This window comes from Aeromicrobium sp. 10G20-16 (genome assembly GCF_055809665.1).
Genome location: NZ_CM147919.1, coordinates 2,592,268 through 2,608,213, shown reverse-complemented (window position 1 = coordinate 2,608,213; position 15,946 = coordinate 2,592,268). Strand labels below are relative to the sequence as shown.

The following is a 15,946-nucleotide window of genomic DNA, read 5'->3' as shown; positions in this document are numbered from 1 at the left end:
CATGAGAATGACTCCCGCACCCACCCGCATGATGGGTCTGCCCGCCGCCGCACTGACCATCGCCGCCGCCCTGTTGTCGGGCTGCTCGACCGCCGAGGACACCGTCCGCGACGAGTCAGGGGCGATCACCGAGGCCAACGAGAAGGCCAGCGTCTTCGAGATGAAGGTCGGTGACTGCTACAACGATCCCGGCGAGGCCGACGAGCTCGAGACCCTTCCCGCCGTTCCCTGCACCGACGACCACGACTACGAGGTGTTCGCGGTGGCCCCGATCTCCGGAGACGACTTCCCCGGCGACGACGCCGTGCAGGCCAAGGCCGACGACGCGTGCGCCGCCGAGTTCGAGACCTACGTGGGCCTGGCGTTCGACGACTCCGAGCTCGACCTGAACTACCTGTTCCCCTCGGAGCAGTCGTGGGGGCAGGGCGACCACGAGATCACCTGCCTGGCCACCGATCCGGCGGGGCCCATCTCGGGCACGCTGGAGGGCAGCAAGCGCTGACCCGGTCCCGGTGCGCGAGGATGACGACATGACGTCCTCATCCTCCGCCCGGACCGCCGTGGTGACCGGAGCCAGCAGCGGCATCGGCGAAGCCACGGCCCGCGCACTCGCCGCCGACGGGTTCCACGTGTTCTGCGCCGCCAGGCGGCTCGATCGACTGACTGACCTGGCCGCCGACATCGGCGGCACCGCCGTCGCGTGCGACGTCACCGACCCCGAGCAGGTTTCACGGCTCGCCGAGCAGGTCGGACCTCGACTCGACGTGCTGGTCAACAACGCAGGCGGCGCGATCGGCTTCGAGTCCGTCGCGGAGGCATCGGCCGACGCGTGGCGACAGATGTACGAGATCAACGTCATCGGCACGCTCAACGTGACCCGCGCGCTCCTGCCCGCCCTGGAGGCCAGCGGTGCCGGGACGCTGCTCAACGTGGGATCGACCGCCGGCCGCATCGCCTACGAGGGCGGCGGCGGGTACACCGCGGCCAAGCACGGCGTGGCGGTCATGACCGAGACGTTGCGGCTCGAGCTGGTCGGCAGGCCCGTGCGCGTCACCGAGATCGCGCCGGGCATGGTGCAGACCGAGGAGTTCTCGCTCAACCGGTTCGGCGGCGACAGCGACCGGGCCGACGCGGTCTACGCCGGCGTGCGGGAGCCGCTGACCGCCGGCGACATCGCCGACACGATCGCCTGGGTGGTGTCTCGGCCCCAGCACGTCAACGTCGACCTGATGGTGGTCAAGCCCGTCGCCCAGGCCGCGCAGCACAAGGTGGCGCGCGACGGCTGACGCCGCGCCCGTCAGGTGACGTCCATTTGACGCGTGCTGATCAGGCTGGAATGGTCGTGAAGGCCCTTCGACTCGATCAGGAAGGACCGTCCATGGCCACCACCCAGGCCTCACCACCCTCCGCGGACACCCCCGACACCCCGGGAAGCTCCGCTCCCCCACCCGGCCCCTCGGGCCGCAAGCGACTGGCATTCCTGCAGTCGGTGCACCCCGGCGTCTTCTACCCGGCCGTGGCCATCCTGGCCACCGTAGTGCTGCTCGCGGTGATCTTCCCCGACGGCACCGACACCGTCCTGGAGAAGGCACAGAGCGGCGTCATCAGCGGCATCGGCTGGTACTACACGCTGGCCGTCAGCGGATTCGTGATCTTCGCCCTCTGGATGGGCATCGGGCGCTTCGGCGACATCAAGCTGGCCCGCGACGACGACGAGCCGCCGGAGTTCAGTCTGCCCGCCTGGTTCGCGATGCTGTTCGCGGCCGGCATGGGCATCGGCCTGGTGTTCTGGGGTGCCGCCGAGCCGCTGACGTTCTTCACCGACCCGAAGCCGGGCGTCACGGGCACCGACGCAGACCTGGCCAACGCCGCGATGGCGCAGGTGTTCCTGCACTGGGGTCTGCACGCCTGGGCGATCTACGTGGTCGTCGGCCTGGCCATGGCGTACGCCATCCACCGCAAGGGCCGTTCGGTCTCGCTGCGGTGGACCCTCGAGCCGATCTTCGGCGACCGGGTCAAGGGCCGCCTGGGTGACGTCGTGGACGTCATCGCCGTCGTGGGCACCGTGGCCGGCGTGGCCACCTCGCTGGGCCTCGGCGTGCAGCAGATCACGGCCGGCATGGCGAGCCTCGGCATCATCGGCGAGCCCACCAACCTGATCCGCGTCATGGTCATCGTGGTCATCACCGGCGCAGCGACGCTGTCGGTGGTCAGTGGCGTCGGCAAGGGCATCAAGTGGCTGTCCAACGCCAACCTGCTCCTCGCCGGTGCGTTCCTGCTCGCCATCGTGGCACTGGGTCCGACGCTGTTCCTGCTGCGCGACACCGTGCAGAACATCGGCAACTACCTGGTGGGCATCATCCCGATGAGCTTCAACACCAGCGCGCTGGCCGGGGACGAGGGCATCCAGTGGCAGTCGGCCTGGACCACCTTCTACTGGGGCTGGTGGATGAGCTGGGCGCCGTTCGTGGGCGTGTTCATCGCTCGCATCTCGCGCGGTCGTACCATCCGCGAGTTCGTCGCCGGCGTGCTGCTGGTGCCCACGCTCGTCACCGCGCTGTGGTTCACGGCGCTCGGCGGCACCGCCATCATGCGCCAGATGACCGAGGGCGACCTGGTCGGACCCGACGGCGTCCAGCAGAGCGAGACGGTGCTGTTCAACCTGTTCGACGTGCTCCCCGGCGGCGGCCTGCTGGCCGGCATCGCGATCATCCTGGTCACGATCTTCTTCATCACCTCGTCGGACTCCGGTTCGCTGGTGGTGGACATGCTGGCCTCCGGCGGCGACCCCAACCCGCCGAAGTGGAGCCGCGTCATGTGGGCCTTCCTCGAGGGCGGCGTCGCCATCAGCCTGCTGCTGGCCGGCGGCCTCGGCGCGCTGCAGACCGGCGCGATCCTCACCGCAGCACCGTTCAGCGTGGTCATGATCGCGATGGCCTATGCCACCTACAAGGCGCTGAAGGGCGAGCATCGGGAGATCACCCGGCTGGCGCGACGGGCCCGCGTGCGCGAGCTCGAGCAGGAGATGTCCGAGAACATCACCGGCGACCTCGTCGACAACTTCGACGAGCACTTCGCCGACCCGGTCGACGGCCGCATCGAGACAGCCCTCCGCGACGCGGAGACCGCCTCGAAGGACTGACGCCTCGGCTGCCTGACGACGACGGGCCCCCCACCGCGATGGTGGGGGGCCCGTCGTCGTGCCGGAGCGGTCAGTGCATCATCACCGACGCCGGCGTGCTGCCGTCGTCGTCGAGCAGGTGCGACGTCTCGCGCTTGCGGGGCAGGAACGCCACCGGGATCAAGGTGACGACCAGGACGGCGAAGGCGACCAGGTACGACGACGAGAACGCGTCGGCCAGATCCTGCAGACCCTGCTGGAGCACCTGGGCCGGGACGTCGATCGGGGCGCCGGTCTGACCGTTCGAGGCGGCCGCCAGCTGGGCCGCGGCGAGCCCGCCGTCGGTGCCCGGGATCTGCTCGGTGCCCGCGACGACGGCTCCACTGCGCATCGCGTTGGTGAGCACCACCGAGATGGTGGCGATGCCCGTGGCACTCGCGACCTGCTGGGTGACGTTGAGCAACGTCGAGCCGCGAGCGACCTCGTGCTCCTTGAGCGTCTTCAGCGCCGAGGTGAACAGCGGCATCATCGTGGCGCCCATGCCCAGACCGGTGACGAACAGCCAGCCCATGATGGTCCAGTTGGACGTGGACGGGTCGGTGCTCTGCGACAACCCGAACACGCCGACCAGGATGCCTGCGAAGCCGAACGGGACGATCCGGCCGACCGGCATCTTGTCCGTGAGGGCGCCCGCGATGGGCATGGTCAGCATGGCGCCGATGCCCTGGGGAGCCACCAGAAGGCCTGCCTTGAGCACGGAGTCGCCGCCCACCTGCTGGAAGTACGTGGGCACCAGCAGCAGTGCTCCGAAGAACGCTGCCGCGAACAGGAACATCGTGATGATGGCGACGGTCAGGTTGCGGTTGCGGAACAGGCGCAGGTCGAGCAGGGGGTGCTCGGGCTTGAACGAGTACACGACGAACGACACGATCAGCAGCACGCCGATGGCGGCGGGGACGAGCACCTTGGCCGACGCCACCGTGCCCTGCTCGGGAATCGTCGAGACGCCGTACAGCAGGGACGCCAGGCCGGGAGAGAGCATGATCATGCCGACGACGTCGAGCTTCTCGCTGGGCTCGGGCGCGTCCTTGGGCAGGACGCGGGATGCGTAGACCAGACCGATCAGACCGATCGGCAGGTTGATCAGGAACACCCAGTGCCACGAGGCGGCATCGATGAGGACGCCGCCGATGATCGGGCCGAGGATGGGGCCGAGCAGCATCGGGATGCCGAGGATCGCCATCAGTCGGCCCATGCGCTGCGGGCCGGCAGCGCGGGTCATGATGGTCATGCCGAGCGGCATCAGCATGCCGCCGCCCAGGCCCTGGAGCACGCGGAAGCCGATCAGCATCTCGATGTTGGTGGCCGCGGCGCACAGCACCGAGCCGGCCGTGAACAGGCCGATCGCGGTCATGTAGAGCCGCTTGGTGCCGAAGCGGTCGGCCGCCCAGCCCGTGAGCGGGATGACGGCCGCGAGGGCCAGCATGTACGCCGTGGCGGTCCAGGCCACGGTGGAGTAGGCCAGCGGCTCGCCGGGCGAGCGGGCCAGCTCGGTCTGGAAGGTCGGGAGAGCCACGTTGACGACCGTGACGTCCAGGATCGACATGATCGCGCCGAGCACGACGACGCCGGCGACCTTGAGGATCTCGGGGGTGATCTTGTCGTCGTCGTCGACGACCGGGGGGGTGGCGGTGCTCATGCAGGGATCTCCTGTTCGAGAGGCGGGACGTTCTGGAGGGGGGCGAGGGCCGCAGCGAGTGCGTCGGCCTCGGACTCGGTCAGGCGCTCGACCTGGGCGCGCATGGCCCGACGCTTGGCCTCGATGTGGGCGTCGGTGGCCCGACGCCCCTCGGGTGCCAGGCTGACGAGCTTGACCCGGCGGTCGGCCGGATTCTCGTGACGCTCGACCATGCCGGCGGTGACCAGCAGGTCGACGATGCGGCCGGTGGCCGCGACCGACAGCCGCACGTGCTCGGCGAGCACGTTGATCGGCAGCGGGAACTCGGTCCTCGACAGGGCGAAGAGGGCCTTGAGCTGACTCAGCGACAGCTCGAGCTCCACGAAGTGGTCCACGGTCTCGGCGTCACCTGCAGAGGAGCAGGCGGCGAAGAAGCCGTGGAGGGCGTCGATGGCTCGATCGTGACTGTTCACCCGACGATGCTAGCGCCAACGCAACTGTTGCGGAAGCGAAATGATTGCGAACGCGCAATGAACTGCGTCACATCAGGTGGTGTCACATGAGGTGGTGCCGCATCAGGCGGTGCCTCATCCGATGGGGGTCACATCAGATGGGGCGCCACCTGCTCGCCGCCGGAGGGCTCGGGCACGTCGCGGCGTCGCCGCGGCAGGAACGACACCGGGATGACGGTCAGCAGGACCAGCGTCCACGCCACCCAGTAGGTGTGCGCGAAGCTCGAGGCGGCGTCGGCGAGCCCGGAGGCAACGGCCTGGGGGCCGAGCCGCTCGGCCACGGCGGGGTCGCGCTGGGACGCGATGGCCGGCAGGGCCAGGTCCGAGCCCTTGAGGCTGTTCGACAGCAGCACCGACATCACCGCCACTCCCACCGAGCTGGAGATCTGCTGGGTGATGTTCAGCAGCGTGGATCCGCGCGCGGCCTCGGCGTGGGTGAGCGTCTTGAGCGCCGACGTGAACAGCGGCATCATCGTGCCGCCCATGCCCAGACCCATCACGAACAGCGAGCCGATCAGGAACGGGTACGGGGTGTCGGCCCGGACCTGCGTGAGTCCCAGCAGGCCGACGAGGATGCCGGTGAGGCCGAACGGCACGATGCGCCCGATCGGCAGACGATCCACCAGGCGGCCGGCGATGGGCATCGTGATCATGGCGCCGAGGCCCTGCGGCGCGACCAGCAGACCGGCGTCGAACGTCGACTCGCCACGCACCTGCTGGTAGTAGGTGGGCACCAGCAGCAGGCCACCGAAGAAGGCCGCGATGAACAAGAACATCGTGATCAGCGAGATCGTGAGGTCCCGGTTCTTGAACAGGCGCAGGTCCAGCAGCGGGTGCCGGGGCCGGAACGAGTGGAACACGAAGGTCACGATCAGCGCGGCGCCGGCCAGCATCGACAGGTAGACCCGCGGGCTGTTGAACGTGCCGGCATCGGGGATCGAGGAGACGCCGAAAAGGAACAGCGCCAGGCCCGGCGACATCAGCAGCATGCCGACGAAGTCGAACGACTCCGAGGGCTCGGGGGCATCGCTGGGCAGCACGCGCCACGCGTAGAGCATCGCCCCGATGCCGATCGGCAGGTTGATCAGGAAGATCCAGTGCCACGACGCGGAGTCGATCAGGAAGCCGCCGAGGATGGGACCCATGATCGGTCCGAGCAGCATCGGCACGCCCAGGACGGCCATGATCCGGCCCATGCGGGCCGGGCCAGCCGCACGGGTCAAGATGGTCATGCCCAGCGGCATGATCATGCCGCCACCGAGGCCCTGGAGCACGCGGAAGGCGATGAGGACGTTGATGTCCCACGCCGTGGCGCACAGCAGCGAGCCCACCGTGAACAGGCCGATGGCCACCAGGTACAGCCGCTTGGTGCCGAAGCGATCGGCCGCCCAGCCGGTCAACGGGATGACGGTGGCCAGCGCCAGCGTGTAGCCGGTGACGGCCCAGGCGACGTGCGAGTACGAGATGGGGTCGGCGGCCGTGCCGAACACCCGCTGGAACGTGGGCAGCGCGACGTTGACCACGGTGATGTCGAGGATCGACATGATGGCGCCGAGGACCACCACGCCGGCGATCTTCAAGATGTCGGCGTCGAGGCGGTCCTCGGAAGCGCCGGGAGCATCGGTGCTGGCCATGATTCCCCTGTTCTCCGTTGCGTGACGCAACCAAGGTTAGCGACAGGCGCGTCGATCACGCAGTGAGACGTCGGTCATGGCCACAGTGCCGATGAGCGCCTTCCAGGCAGCGCCGATGAGGGCCTTGGGGGCCCGGGCCACTAGGATCGACACGGCCCTCGCGCACGAGGGCGATTTCCCACGCCCGGACGATCTCCGGGCTCGATCACTGGCAGGCCATCTCTCATGCCCCTTCGCTCCGACCTGCGCAACGTCGCGATCGTCGCCCACGTCGACCACGGCAAGACCACGTTGGTCGACGCCATGCTCCAGCAGCAGGGCAGCTTCGACGAGCACCACCAGCTGACCGAGCGCGCCATGGACTCCGGCGACCTCGAGCGCGAGAAGGGCATCACGATCCTCGCGAAGAACACCGCCGTGCGCTACAACGGCCCCGGCTCGCCCGACGGTGGCGTCACCATCAACATCATCGACACCCCCGGGCACGCCGACTTCGGCGGCGAGGTCGAGCGCGGCCTGTCGATGGTCGACGCCGTCGTGCTGCTGGTCGACGCGTCGGAGGGCCCGCTGCCCCAGACCCGTTTCGTGCTGCGCAAGGCGCTCGCCGCCAAGATGCCGGTGATCCTGGTGGTCAACAAGGTCGACCGACCGGACTCGCGCATCGCCGAGGTGGTCGACGAGACCTACGAGCTGTTCCTCGACCTGCTGCCCGACGACGCCGGCGACGACGCCCTCGACTTCCCCGTGGTCTACGCCTCCGCCCGCGCCGGTCGCGCGTCCACCGAGATGCCGGCCGACGGCGGCATGCCCGACAGCGAGAACCTGATCCCGCTGTTCCAGACGATCATGGACGCCGTGCCGGCTCCGGAGTACAGCGAAGGTGCACCGCTGCAGGCGCACGTGACCAACCTGGACTCCTCGCCGTTCCTCGGCCGCCTCGCGCTCGTGCGCATCAAGGAGGGCGAGCTGCGCAAGGGCCAGCAGGTGGCGTGGTGCAAGCGCGACGGCTCGATCGAGCGCGTGAAGATCACCGAGCTGCTGATCACCGAGGAGCTGGAGCGCAAGCCCGGCGAGAAGGCCGGACCGGGCGACATCGTCGCCGTCGCCGGCTTCGCGACCATCAACATCGGCGAGACGCTGGCGGACCCGGAGAACCCGGTGCCGCTGCCGCTGATCCATGTCGACGAGCCGGCGATCTCCATGACCATCGGCACCAACACGTCGCCGCTGGCCGGCCGCGAGAAGAACACCAAGGTCACCGCACGCCTGGTCAAGGACCGGCTCGACGCCGAGCTGATCGGCAACGTCTCGATCAAGGTGCTGCCCACCGAGCGTCCGGACGCCTGGGAGGTGCAGGGGCGCGGCGAGCTGGCGCTGGCCATCCTGGTCGAGCAGATGCGCCGCGAGGGCTACGAGCTGACCGTCGGCAAGCCGCAGGTCGTCACCAAGGAGATCGACGGCAAGCGCCACGAGCCGATGGAGCGCCTGACGATCGACGCGCCCGAGGAGTACCTGGGCACGATCACGCAGCTGCTCGCGGTGCGCAAGGGCCGCATGGAGCAGATGATCAACCACGGCACCGGCTGGGTCCGCATGGAGTTCCTGGTGCCGGCCCGCGGCCTGATCGGCTTCCGCACCGAGTTCCTCACCGACACCCGCGGCACCGGCATCGCGCACCACATCTCCGAGGGCTACGAGCCGTGGTTCGGCGAGATCTCGACCCGTCCGTCGGGCTCGCTGGTCGCCGACCGCGCCGGCGCGGTCACGTCGTTCGCCATGACGAACCTGCAGGAGCGCGGCGTGCTGTTCGTCGACCCCGCCACCGAGGTCTACGAGGGCATGATCGTCGGCGAGAACTCCCGTGACGACGACATGGACGTCAACATCACCAAGGAGAAGAAGCAGACCAACATCCGCTCGGCGACGTCGGACAACTTCGAGAAGGTCATCCCGCCGAAGAAGCTGTCGCTCGAGCAGTGCCTGGAGTTCTGCCGCGAGGACGAGTGCGTCGAGGTCACCCCCGGCAACGTGCGCATCCGCAAGGTCGTCCTGGACATGGGCGAGCGCGCCCGCACCGCCCGCAAGAACAAGTAGGTCGAGCGAGCCCGACGACCCGGGCCTGCCGGGTCAGGGGTGCGCGGACGGCGACCGGCGGACGGCCTCGGGCCGGTCGCTGGACCGGGCGCGACCCGCTCGACCGATGGTCAGCATCCACCAGATGTGCGCGTCCTGCAGACCGGGCAGGGCCCACACCCCTCGACTGGTCGCCACCGTGTGGCTCTCGTCGAGACCGATGGCCGGCAGCTCGGTGACCGCCAGCTGGCGGCGATGCCCACGGTTGCGCGGGTTGGCAGAACCGAACACGTGGTCCCAGACGCTCAGGATGTTTCCGTAGTTGCTGCCCCAGTCGCGCTCGGTCAACGCGTGGTGGAAGCGGTGGTTCACCGGGCTCGCCACGAGGATGCCGAGCGGCCCGTAGGTCCACGGCAGGTTCGAGTGCTGGATGATGTCGACGAAGCGGCGCAGGTAGAGCACCACGATGACCGACTCGATCCGCAGTCCGATCAGGGTCAGGACCGTGCCGGCGGCGAGGTCGTTGAGGACGCGCTCGGTGAGCGTCACCCGAATGCCGGTGAACAGGGTCATCTCGTCCGCGGCGTGGTGCGGCGCGTGGAAGTGCCACAGGAAGGTCGACCGGTGCATCAGTCGGTGCACCCAGTACTGCATGAAGTCGATGGCGAGCAGTGCGGCGATCGCCACGCCCACCACCGCGAGCACCTGATGGTTCGGGAACATGGACACCGGGTCCAGCACCGCCGGGAGGCGAGGCTCCACGACGTGGTGGACCAGGCCGATCGGCGTGAGCACCGCCAGCAGACCACCACGGCCGAGCACGTAGAAGATCCAGTATGCGAGGTCGATGCGGGCCGACGGCCCGAACTCGATCACGTACCCCAGACTGCTGCGACGACTCCGCGACCAGATCAGGTCGACCAGGAGGGCGAGCGCCAGCGGCATCCACAGCAACCACACGCCGACAGCCTAGGGGCTGACCCAGCGCCTGTCCCAGGGTTTCACAGGACGCCGGCGGGGCGGAACTGGACGCTGATGCGCGGGCCGACCGGCTTGCTGGTCTTGAGGACGGCGTGGTCCCAGGTGCGCTGGCACGAACCACCCATGACCAGCAGATCGCCGTGACCCACCAGGAACCCGAGGGACTCCCCGCCGTCGCGCGGCCGGAGCGAGAGCCGTCGGGGAGCGCCGAGAGACACGATGGCGACCATGGTGTCGACGGTGCGACCGCGCCCGATGCGGTCGCCGTGCCACGCCACGCTGTCGCGCCCGTCGCGGTAGTAGCACAGACCCGCGGTGACGAAGGGCTCGCCGAGCTCGGGCGCGTAGTACGCGTTCAGCGCGTCGCGCGCCTCGGTCAGCGCCGGATCGGGCAGCTCGTCGCGTGCGCCGAACGAGCGCAGCAGCCGGGGGACCTCGACGACGGAGTCGTACATCTCGCGCTTCTCGGCGCGCCACCGCACGGCGGTCTGCAGACGGGTGAACAGTGCGTCGGAGCCGGTGACCCACCCCGGCCGCACGTCCACCCACGCCCCGTCGGTCAGCTCTCGTCGTTGCACCGCGCCGGCGAGCGGGGTCAGCCCGGTGACGTCGGAACCGTCGAGCAACGAAGCCTGGAAGTACACACCCGCAGCCTAGGCCTGATCGAACAGATGTTCTAGCACCGCGACCCCTAGGCTGGGGCCATGTCCGCCATCGAGACCGCCCCCGAGGCCCCGATCGAGATGCTGCTCGACCTGGTCGATCGCCTCGCCGGCGACCCCGATCTGCCGATCAACCGCGACACCGAGCGCACCCTCGAGCAGCTGGCGGTCGCCGCGCAGGCCGACCACAGCATCGATCGCGAGCTGCACCTGCCGGACGTCGTGCGCTGGCTGCTCGGCCTCGCCCACGGGCACCGTGCGCTTCGACTGAGCCACCCCGAGATCTCCGCGGACGACGAGCTGGCCCTGATGCGCGTGCTCATCACGCGATGGCTGCACCCGGCACGACGCGACGCCTAGAAGCTCGACCCGCGCAGCTGGGCCAGGTACACCAGTGCCGCGACGGTGCCGATCAGGTTGAACAGGCCGATCGGCGCCGGGAACAACAGGTGCGCCAGCAGTGCCAGCGCCAAGATGATCAGCCAGGTCTGCTTGGGCAGCGTGTCGTGGGCCGTGAACGAGCTCGGCGATCGACCGATGCAGTCGACCAGCGCAAAACCCTTGACGATCAGCAGGCCGACGGACAGGACGAGGCTGATGCCACCTTGAAGTCCGGCGAAGTCGAGCACCCGCTCACCCTATCGAGACACTGCCGGGGACAGCACAGGAGGCGAGCCCCCCAGGGGGACCCGCCTCCGGCGACGCTGCGAGTCAGGCCTTCTTGGTGGCCGTCTTCTTCGCGGTGGTGGCCTTCTTGGTGGCCGTCTTCTTGGCGGTCGTCGCCTTGGTGGTGGCCGTCTTCTTGGCCGTGGTGGCCTTCTTGGCAGCCGTCTTCTTGGCCGGCTCCGGCGTCTTCTTGACGGTGGTGTCGACCTTCTCGGCGGCCTTGCGGGCCGTCGTCGGCGCCTTCGAGGTCACCTTGGTGACCTGCGTCTTGGCGTCGGTGACGAGCTGCTCGGCACGCTTCTGGGCGTCGTCGGCGAAGCCCCTGGCGGTCTTGGTCACGTCGTCGACGCTCGAGTCGACCGTCTTGCGGAGGTCGTCGACCGTGAGGCCCTTGGCCTTGGCGTAGACGCCCTCGCCGCGCTTGGCGAGGTCGGTGTAGGTGGCCGTGGCGGTGCCGACGGCGGTCTGGACGAGGCCCTCGGCCTGCTTCTGCAGGTCGGCGATGTCGATCTTCTTGATCGTCTCGGGCAGGCCCTTGACGTCGTCGACGATGGACTTGACCTGGGCGTTGATGGTGTCGGTGATGGTCATGCTTCCTCCTGGTGGGTCGCCCCGGGGGGCGTCGTGTTGGCGTGGGTGACGGTGGCGGCCAGCTCGACGTCGGACGCGTCGTCGACTCCGACGAACGACCGGTAGATGTCGAGCAGAGCGGTCTTCTGCCGCTCGGTCAGACGCGGATCGAGCGCGATCGCGTCCTCGACCATCCGCGCACCCGACTCGTCGGCATCGAGGATGCCGGCTCTGACGTAGAGCGACTCGGCCGAGATGCGCAGCGCCTTCGCGATCTGCTGCAGCACCTCTGCCGACGGACGGCGGAGTCCTCGCTCGATCTGGCTGAGGTACGGATTGGACACGTCCGCGAGCTCAGCCAGCTGTCGCAAGGACATCTGGGCCTGGCCCCGCTGCTCACGCAGGTACTCACCGAGGCCCTCGACGGTGCGCTGGATGCCGAGTCCCTCCGCGGTGCGCTGCATGCTCAACTTGGCCATGACTCCATGGTGCTTGCAAAAGTTAGCAAATGCAAGCAGAAGTGTTTGCGAGGTGCGTCACACGGAGGAAGTGCCTGGAACGACGGCTCAGAACGCGGTGCGAATCTCGCCGACCGGCCGGCCCCCACCCAGCACCACCGGGCGCTCGCCCAGCACGTCGGCCTGCACGTCGGCGAGCTGGAGCACGCGCGCCATGACCGCGTACAGCGGCCGCTCGGCGCCGTCCTCGATCTTGACCGCCGCGGACGTCCCGTCGGGCAGCCCCACCACGTACACGCTCTCGGCCCCCGACTTCGCCACCAGCCCGGGCACCGACCTCATCAGGGCGCGCTCGGCTCGCCGCGTCCCGCTCACGTGATCGGGGTGGGCCAGCCACGCGTCGACCAGGCGCTCCCCCTCGGGCCCGGCCTCACCACGTCGGATGACGCCGATCGCGCGCGCGAGATCTGTCACCGAGCACCCCAGCAGCGGGGCGCCGCACCCGTCGGTACCCACCGCGGCGGGCGAGGACCCGACGAGATCGGCGAAGGTCGCGTCGACGAGCTGTTGCAGCGGGTGGTCGACGGCCAGGTAGGTGTCGGTCGGCCAGCCGTTCACCACGCACGTCAGGAGCATCGCGGCGTGCTTGCCCGAGCAGTCCATCAGGATCGGCGCCCGCGAGCCCCCGGCACGCAGCAGGCTCGCGTGCTCGTGCGGGTCCATCGGGTACGAGGCCGGCGTCTGCAGCGCCGACTCGTCGAGGCCCGCCTCGGCCAGGATCGCTCGCACGCCGGCCAGGTGGAACGGCTCGCCGGAGTGACTGGCCATCGACAGGGCGAGCAGCTCCCCGTCGAGCGGGAGGCCGGCTCGCAGCATCGCCATCGCCTGGATGGGCTTGTTGCACGAGCGCGGGAACACCACGACCGTCGGGTCGCCGACCGACCACAGCGGTTCTCCGTCAGCGCTCACGCGCACGGCGACACCGCGATGCCGGCTCTCGACGAAGCCCGATCTGACCACTTCCGCAACCACGTCCACGGCTTCACTGTGACACGACAGGTCGGCCGCCGGACGAGGCGCGCGAGGCCGATGAGGCAGAAGTGATTCAAGAGACGAGGGTGACCAATGAGAAGATTTCGCCTATCCTCAAGAAGTTGGTCGGCCTCGGGGCCGCTTCCCCACCAGCAAGGACACCCATGCGCCCGCTCATCCTCCGCCTCACCGTCGCCGGCATGCTCGTGCTCGGAGCGGTGGCCGGCTCACCAGCCTCCGCCGCATCGCGACCGGCGCCGCCCTCCGGCGTGAAGGTGTCGCCCACGAACAACTCCGCCACCATCACCTGGAAGGCCGTGTCCGGCGCCACGTCCTACTCGGTGTGTCTCGCCGCGACCGGGACGACGCGCACCTGCTCGCACTACCAAGGCGGCCTCAAGCGCACCACCGCCACCTTCACCGGCCTGAAGCCGACCGGCGGGACCGACTGGTTCGTCATGGTGCGCGCCACCAACTCCGCCGGGACGCGCGAGGCACCCAAGGTCGCGATGAACCTGGCGTCCGAGGCCCGTCCGAGTGCGCCGGCGGTGACCATCGAGCCCGGACACGACACGATCCGCGCTCGCTGGAAAGCAGTCCCCGGAGCCACCTCCTACTCCGCCTGCCTGACCACCAACGGCACCACCTCCACCTGCTACCGCTACGCCGCCACCCTCACCGGCCTCACCGTCATCTTCACCAAGCTCAAGCCCACCGGCGGCACCGACTACTACGTCCGCATCCGCGCCAACAACAGCGCCGGCGGCACCTGGTCCAGCAAGATCCCGGTCAACCTCGCCGCCAAGTCCACGGTCAGCCGACCGGCCGCCCCCGCCGTGACCATCGAGCCCGGACACGACACGATCCGCGCTCGCTGGACAGCAGTCCCCGGAGCCACCTCCTACTCCGCCTGCCTGACCACCAACGGCACCACCTCCACCTGCTACCGCTACGCCGCCACCCTCACCGGCCTCACCGTCATCTTCACCAAGCTCAAGCCCACCGGCGGCACCGACTACTACGTCCGCATCCGCGCCAACAACAGCGCCGGCGGCACCTGGTCCAGCAAGATCCCGGTCAACCTCAGCTCCAAGCCCACGGTCAGCCGACCGGCCGCCCCCGCCGTGACCATCGAGCCCGGACACGACACGATCCGCGCTCGCTGGACAGCAGTCCCCGGAGCCACCTCCTACTCCGCCTGCCTGACCACCAACGGCACCACCTCCACCTGCTACCGCTACGCCGCCACACTCACCGGCCTCACCGTCATCTTCACCAAGCTCAAGCCCACCGGCGGCACCGACTACTACGTCCGCATCCGCGCCAACAACAGCGCCGGCGGCACCTGGTCCAGCAAGATCCCCGTCAACCTCGCCGCCAAGCCCACCGGTCCGCTGCCGGCGAAGCCGTCCGGCGTCAAGGTCGAACCGTCGTACAACAGCGTCAAGGTCACGTGGGCGCCGTCGACGAACGCCGCCAGCTATGCGGTCTGCCTGCTCACCAGCGGCACCGCGACGTCCTGCGCCTACTCCGCCGACGACCTGACCGCGACGACCACCACCTTCACCGGCCTCGCTCCGACCGGTGGCACCGACTACTACGTCCGGGTCCGCGCCGTGAACGAGGTCGGCTACACCGACGGTGACAAGATCCCCACGGACCTGGTGCCCGACAACCGACCGGCCGAGCCGACCGACGTCACCGTCCTGACCTACAACCTGTGCGGCCAGGACAAGTGCGTCACGTCGTCGAACAAGATGTCGCGGTGGAGCACTCGCAAGCCGATCGCCGGATCGGTGGTGCGGGCCACGGGCGCCGACATCATCGCCACGCAGGAGTCGCACGACCGCGACACCCGTTTCCAGACCGAGCTGCCCGGCTTCGGAATCGCCGCGTACTACTCGGCCAAGACGCTGTTCTACGACACGGCGAAGTACTCCGTGCTCGACTCCGGCACCATCACGCTGAACCAGGCCGAGAAGAAGTACGCCGTGTGGGCCGAGTTCAAGGATCTCGAGCACCGGACTCGCTTCATCGTCGTCGACGCCCACCTGCAGCCGTACAAGGGCAAGACGCAGGACGACATGCGCTTCGCGCAGGCGAACATCTTGATGCAGCAGGTCACCCGGGAGAACCCGGACAACCTTCCGGTCGTGTACGCCGGCGACTACAACTCCAACGACAGCAACGCCAGCTCGAAGTACCCCGGCGGCTACGACGGGCCGCTCAAGGCGTTCACCGCGGCCGGGATCCCGGACGCGATCGACGTGGCCCAGACGAAGGTCAATCCCTCGTGGAACAGCGCGAACCAGGCCAAGAACCCGCCGATGACCTACGGAGACCACGTCGACCACGTCTACCTCGACCCCCGCATCGAGGTCAGGCAGTGGAAGATCATGATCCGCATCAGCGCGAGCAAGGCCTACCTCACGCCCTTCGCCAGCGACCACAACCCCCTGCGGGTCCAGCTGACCATCCCGGCCACCTAGCAGGCGGGCGGCACGGTCCAGCGCGAGCGGCGGTGCAGGCGCGATCCACCCGGTATCATGGCCGAAATCC

The 15,946-nt window shown here is 69.0% G+C and carries 15 protein-coding genes; 6 read left to right on the top strand and 9 right to left on the bottom strand.

Annotation, left to right across the window (positions count from 1 at the left end; translation table 11 throughout):
* The first annotated feature begins 1 nt into the window (after position 1).
* From AC0L5F_RS13320 to AC0L5F_RS13310, 3 genes are all read left to right on the top strand, one after another.
* Positions 2-502 (top strand): septum formation family protein, encoded by a 501-nt coding sequence (locus AC0L5F_RS13320; protein ID WP_473313886.1) that lies wholly within the window; start codon positions 2-4, stop codon positions 500-502.
* Between the two features lie 28 nt (positions 503-530).
* Positions 531-1,286 carry an SDR family oxidoreductase gene (locus AC0L5F_RS13315; RefSeq protein WP_473313885.1) on the top strand — a complete coding sequence of 252 codons (756 nt, stop codon included), beginning with the start codon at positions 531-533 and terminating at the stop codon, positions 1,284-1,286.
* A 92-nt stretch (positions 1,287-1,378) separates the two neighbouring features.
* Positions 1,379-3,142 carry a BCCT family transporter gene (locus AC0L5F_RS13310; RefSeq protein WP_473313884.1) on the top strand — a complete coding sequence of 588 codons (1,764 nt, stop codon included), beginning with the start codon at positions 1,379-1,381 and terminating at the stop codon, positions 3,140-3,142.
* Positions 3,143-3,212: 70 nt separating this feature from the next.
* Here AC0L5F_RS13310 and AC0L5F_RS13305 read toward each other — a convergent pair whose 3' ends face one another.
* The 3 genes from AC0L5F_RS13305 to AC0L5F_RS13295 form a co-directional block, all read right to left on the bottom strand.
* Entirely contained in the window at positions 3,213-4,820 is a 1,608-nt protein-coding gene (locus AC0L5F_RS13305; RefSeq protein WP_473313883.1) for a DHA2 family efflux MFS transporter permease subunit, read from the bottom strand.
* Entirely contained in the window at positions 4,817-5,272 is a 456-nt protein-coding gene (locus AC0L5F_RS13300; protein WP_473313882.1) for a MarR family winged helix-turn-helix transcriptional regulator, read from the bottom strand. Before AC0L5F_RS13300 ends, AC0L5F_RS13305 begins: the two co-directional genes overlap by 4 nt.
* Positions 5,273-5,400: 128 nt before the next feature.
* Positions 5,401-6,945: a DHA2 family efflux MFS transporter permease subunit gene (locus tag AC0L5F_RS13295; protein ID WP_473313881.1), complete on the bottom strand. Its 1,545-nt coding sequence runs from the start codon at positions 6,943-6,945 to the stop codon at positions 5,401-5,403.
* Positions 6,946-7,170: 225 nt separating this feature from the next.
* Between AC0L5F_RS13295 and typA the strand changes: the two genes are divergently transcribed.
* Positions 7,171-9,039, top strand: a complete 1,869-nt coding sequence (gene typA, locus AC0L5F_RS13290) for a translational GTPase TypA (RefSeq protein ID WP_473313879.1) — start codon at positions 7,171-7,173, stop codon at positions 9,037-9,039.
* A gap of 33 nt (positions 9,040-9,072) precedes the next feature.
* Here the strand turns inward: typA and AC0L5F_RS13285 are convergent, their stop codons facing one another.
* Both AC0L5F_RS13285 and AC0L5F_RS13280 read right to left on the bottom strand, forming a co-directional pair.
* Positions 9,073-9,978, bottom strand: coding sequence for a sterol desaturase family protein (locus AC0L5F_RS13285; protein ID WP_473313878.1), 906 nt, complete (start codon positions 9,976-9,978; stop codon positions 9,073-9,075).
* 41 nt (positions 9,979-10,019) lie between these two features.
* Positions 10,020-10,643 carry an alpha-ketoglutarate-dependent dioxygenase AlkB gene (locus AC0L5F_RS13280; protein ID WP_473313877.1) on the bottom strand — a complete coding sequence of 208 codons (624 nt, stop codon included), beginning with the start codon at positions 10,641-10,643 and terminating at the stop codon, positions 10,020-10,022.
* Between the two features lie 60 nt (positions 10,644-10,703).
* Here AC0L5F_RS13280 and AC0L5F_RS13275 point away from each other — a divergent pair, with 60 nt between their 5' ends.
* Positions 10,704-11,021 (top strand): hypothetical protein, encoded by a 318-nt coding sequence (locus tag AC0L5F_RS13275; protein ID WP_473313876.1) that lies wholly within the window; start codon positions 10,704-10,706, stop codon positions 11,019-11,021.
* Here the strand turns inward: AC0L5F_RS13275 and AC0L5F_RS13270 are convergent.
* From AC0L5F_RS13270 to AC0L5F_RS13255, 4 genes are all read right to left on the bottom strand, one after another.
* Positions 11,018-11,290 (bottom strand): DUF2516 family protein, encoded by a 273-nt coding sequence (locus tag AC0L5F_RS13270; protein WP_473313875.1) that lies wholly within the window; start codon positions 11,288-11,290, stop codon positions 11,018-11,020. The genes AC0L5F_RS13275 and AC0L5F_RS13270 overlap by 4 nt on opposite strands.
* Before the next feature lie 82 nt (positions 11,291-11,372).
* The gene (locus AC0L5F_RS13265) at positions 11,373-11,918 is read right to left on the bottom strand and encodes a hypothetical protein (RefSeq protein WP_473313874.1); all 546 of its coding nucleotides are present in this window, start codon (positions 11,916-11,918) and stop codon (positions 11,373-11,375) included.
* On the bottom strand, positions 11,915-12,376 hold the full coding sequence (locus AC0L5F_RS13260) for a helix-turn-helix domain-containing protein (RefSeq protein ID WP_473313873.1): 462 nt from the start codon (positions 12,374-12,376) through the stop codon (positions 11,915-11,917). Before AC0L5F_RS13260 ends, AC0L5F_RS13265 begins: the two co-directional genes overlap by 4 nt.
* Positions 12,377-12,463: 87 nt before the next feature.
* On the bottom strand, positions 12,464-13,393 hold the full coding sequence (locus tag AC0L5F_RS13255) for an asparaginase (protein WP_473313872.1): 930 nt from the start codon (positions 13,391-13,393) through the stop codon (positions 12,464-12,466).
* Positions 13,394-13,551: 158 nt separating this feature from the next.
* Here AC0L5F_RS13255 and AC0L5F_RS13250 point away from each other — a divergent pair, with 158 nt between their 5' ends.
* Entirely contained in the window at positions 13,552-15,876 is a 2,325-nt protein-coding gene (locus AC0L5F_RS13250) for a fibronectin type III domain-containing protein (RefSeq protein WP_473313871.1), read from the top strand.
* The last annotated feature ends 70 nt before the right edge of the window (positions 15,877-15,946 follow it).

Excerpts from the sequence above, each read along its gene's own strand:
- AC0L5F_RS13320 (WP_473313886.1), top strand. The coding sequence starts at position 2 with ATGAGAATGACTCCCGCACCCACCCGCATGATGGGTCTGCCCGCCGCC.
- AC0L5F_RS13315 (WP_473313885.1), top strand. The coding sequence starts at position 531 with ATGACGTCCTCATCCTCCGCCCGGACCGCCGTGGTGACCGGAGCCAGC.
- AC0L5F_RS13310 (WP_473313884.1), top strand. The coding sequence starts at position 1,379 with ATGGCCACCACCCAGGCCTCACCACCCTCCGCGGACACCCCCGACACC.
- AC0L5F_RS13305 (WP_473313883.1), bottom strand. The coding sequence starts at position 4,820 with ATGAGCACCGCCACCCCCCCGGTCGTCGACGACGACGACAAGATCACC.
- AC0L5F_RS13295 (WP_473313881.1), bottom strand. The coding sequence starts at position 6,945 with ATGGCCAGCACCGATGCTCCCGGCGCTTCCGAGGACCGCCTCGACGCC.
- typA (WP_473313879.1), top strand. The coding sequence starts at position 7,171 with ATGCCCCTTCGCTCCGACCTGCGCAACGTCGCGATCGTCGCCCACGTC.
- AC0L5F_RS13275 (WP_473313876.1), top strand. The coding sequence starts at position 10,704 with ATGTCCGCCATCGAGACCGCCCCCGAGGCCCCGATCGAGATGCTGCTC.
- AC0L5F_RS13265 (WP_473313874.1), bottom strand. The coding sequence starts at position 11,918 with ATGACCATCACCGACACCATCAACGCCCAGGTCAAGTCCATCGTCGAC.
- AC0L5F_RS13260 (WP_473313873.1), bottom strand. The coding sequence starts at position 12,376 with ATGGCCAAGTTGAGCATGCAGCGCACCGCGGAGGGACTCGGCATCCAG.
- AC0L5F_RS13250 (WP_473313871.1), top strand. The coding sequence starts at position 13,552 with ATGCGCCCGCTCATCCTCCGCCTCACCGTCGCCGGCATGCTCGTGCTC.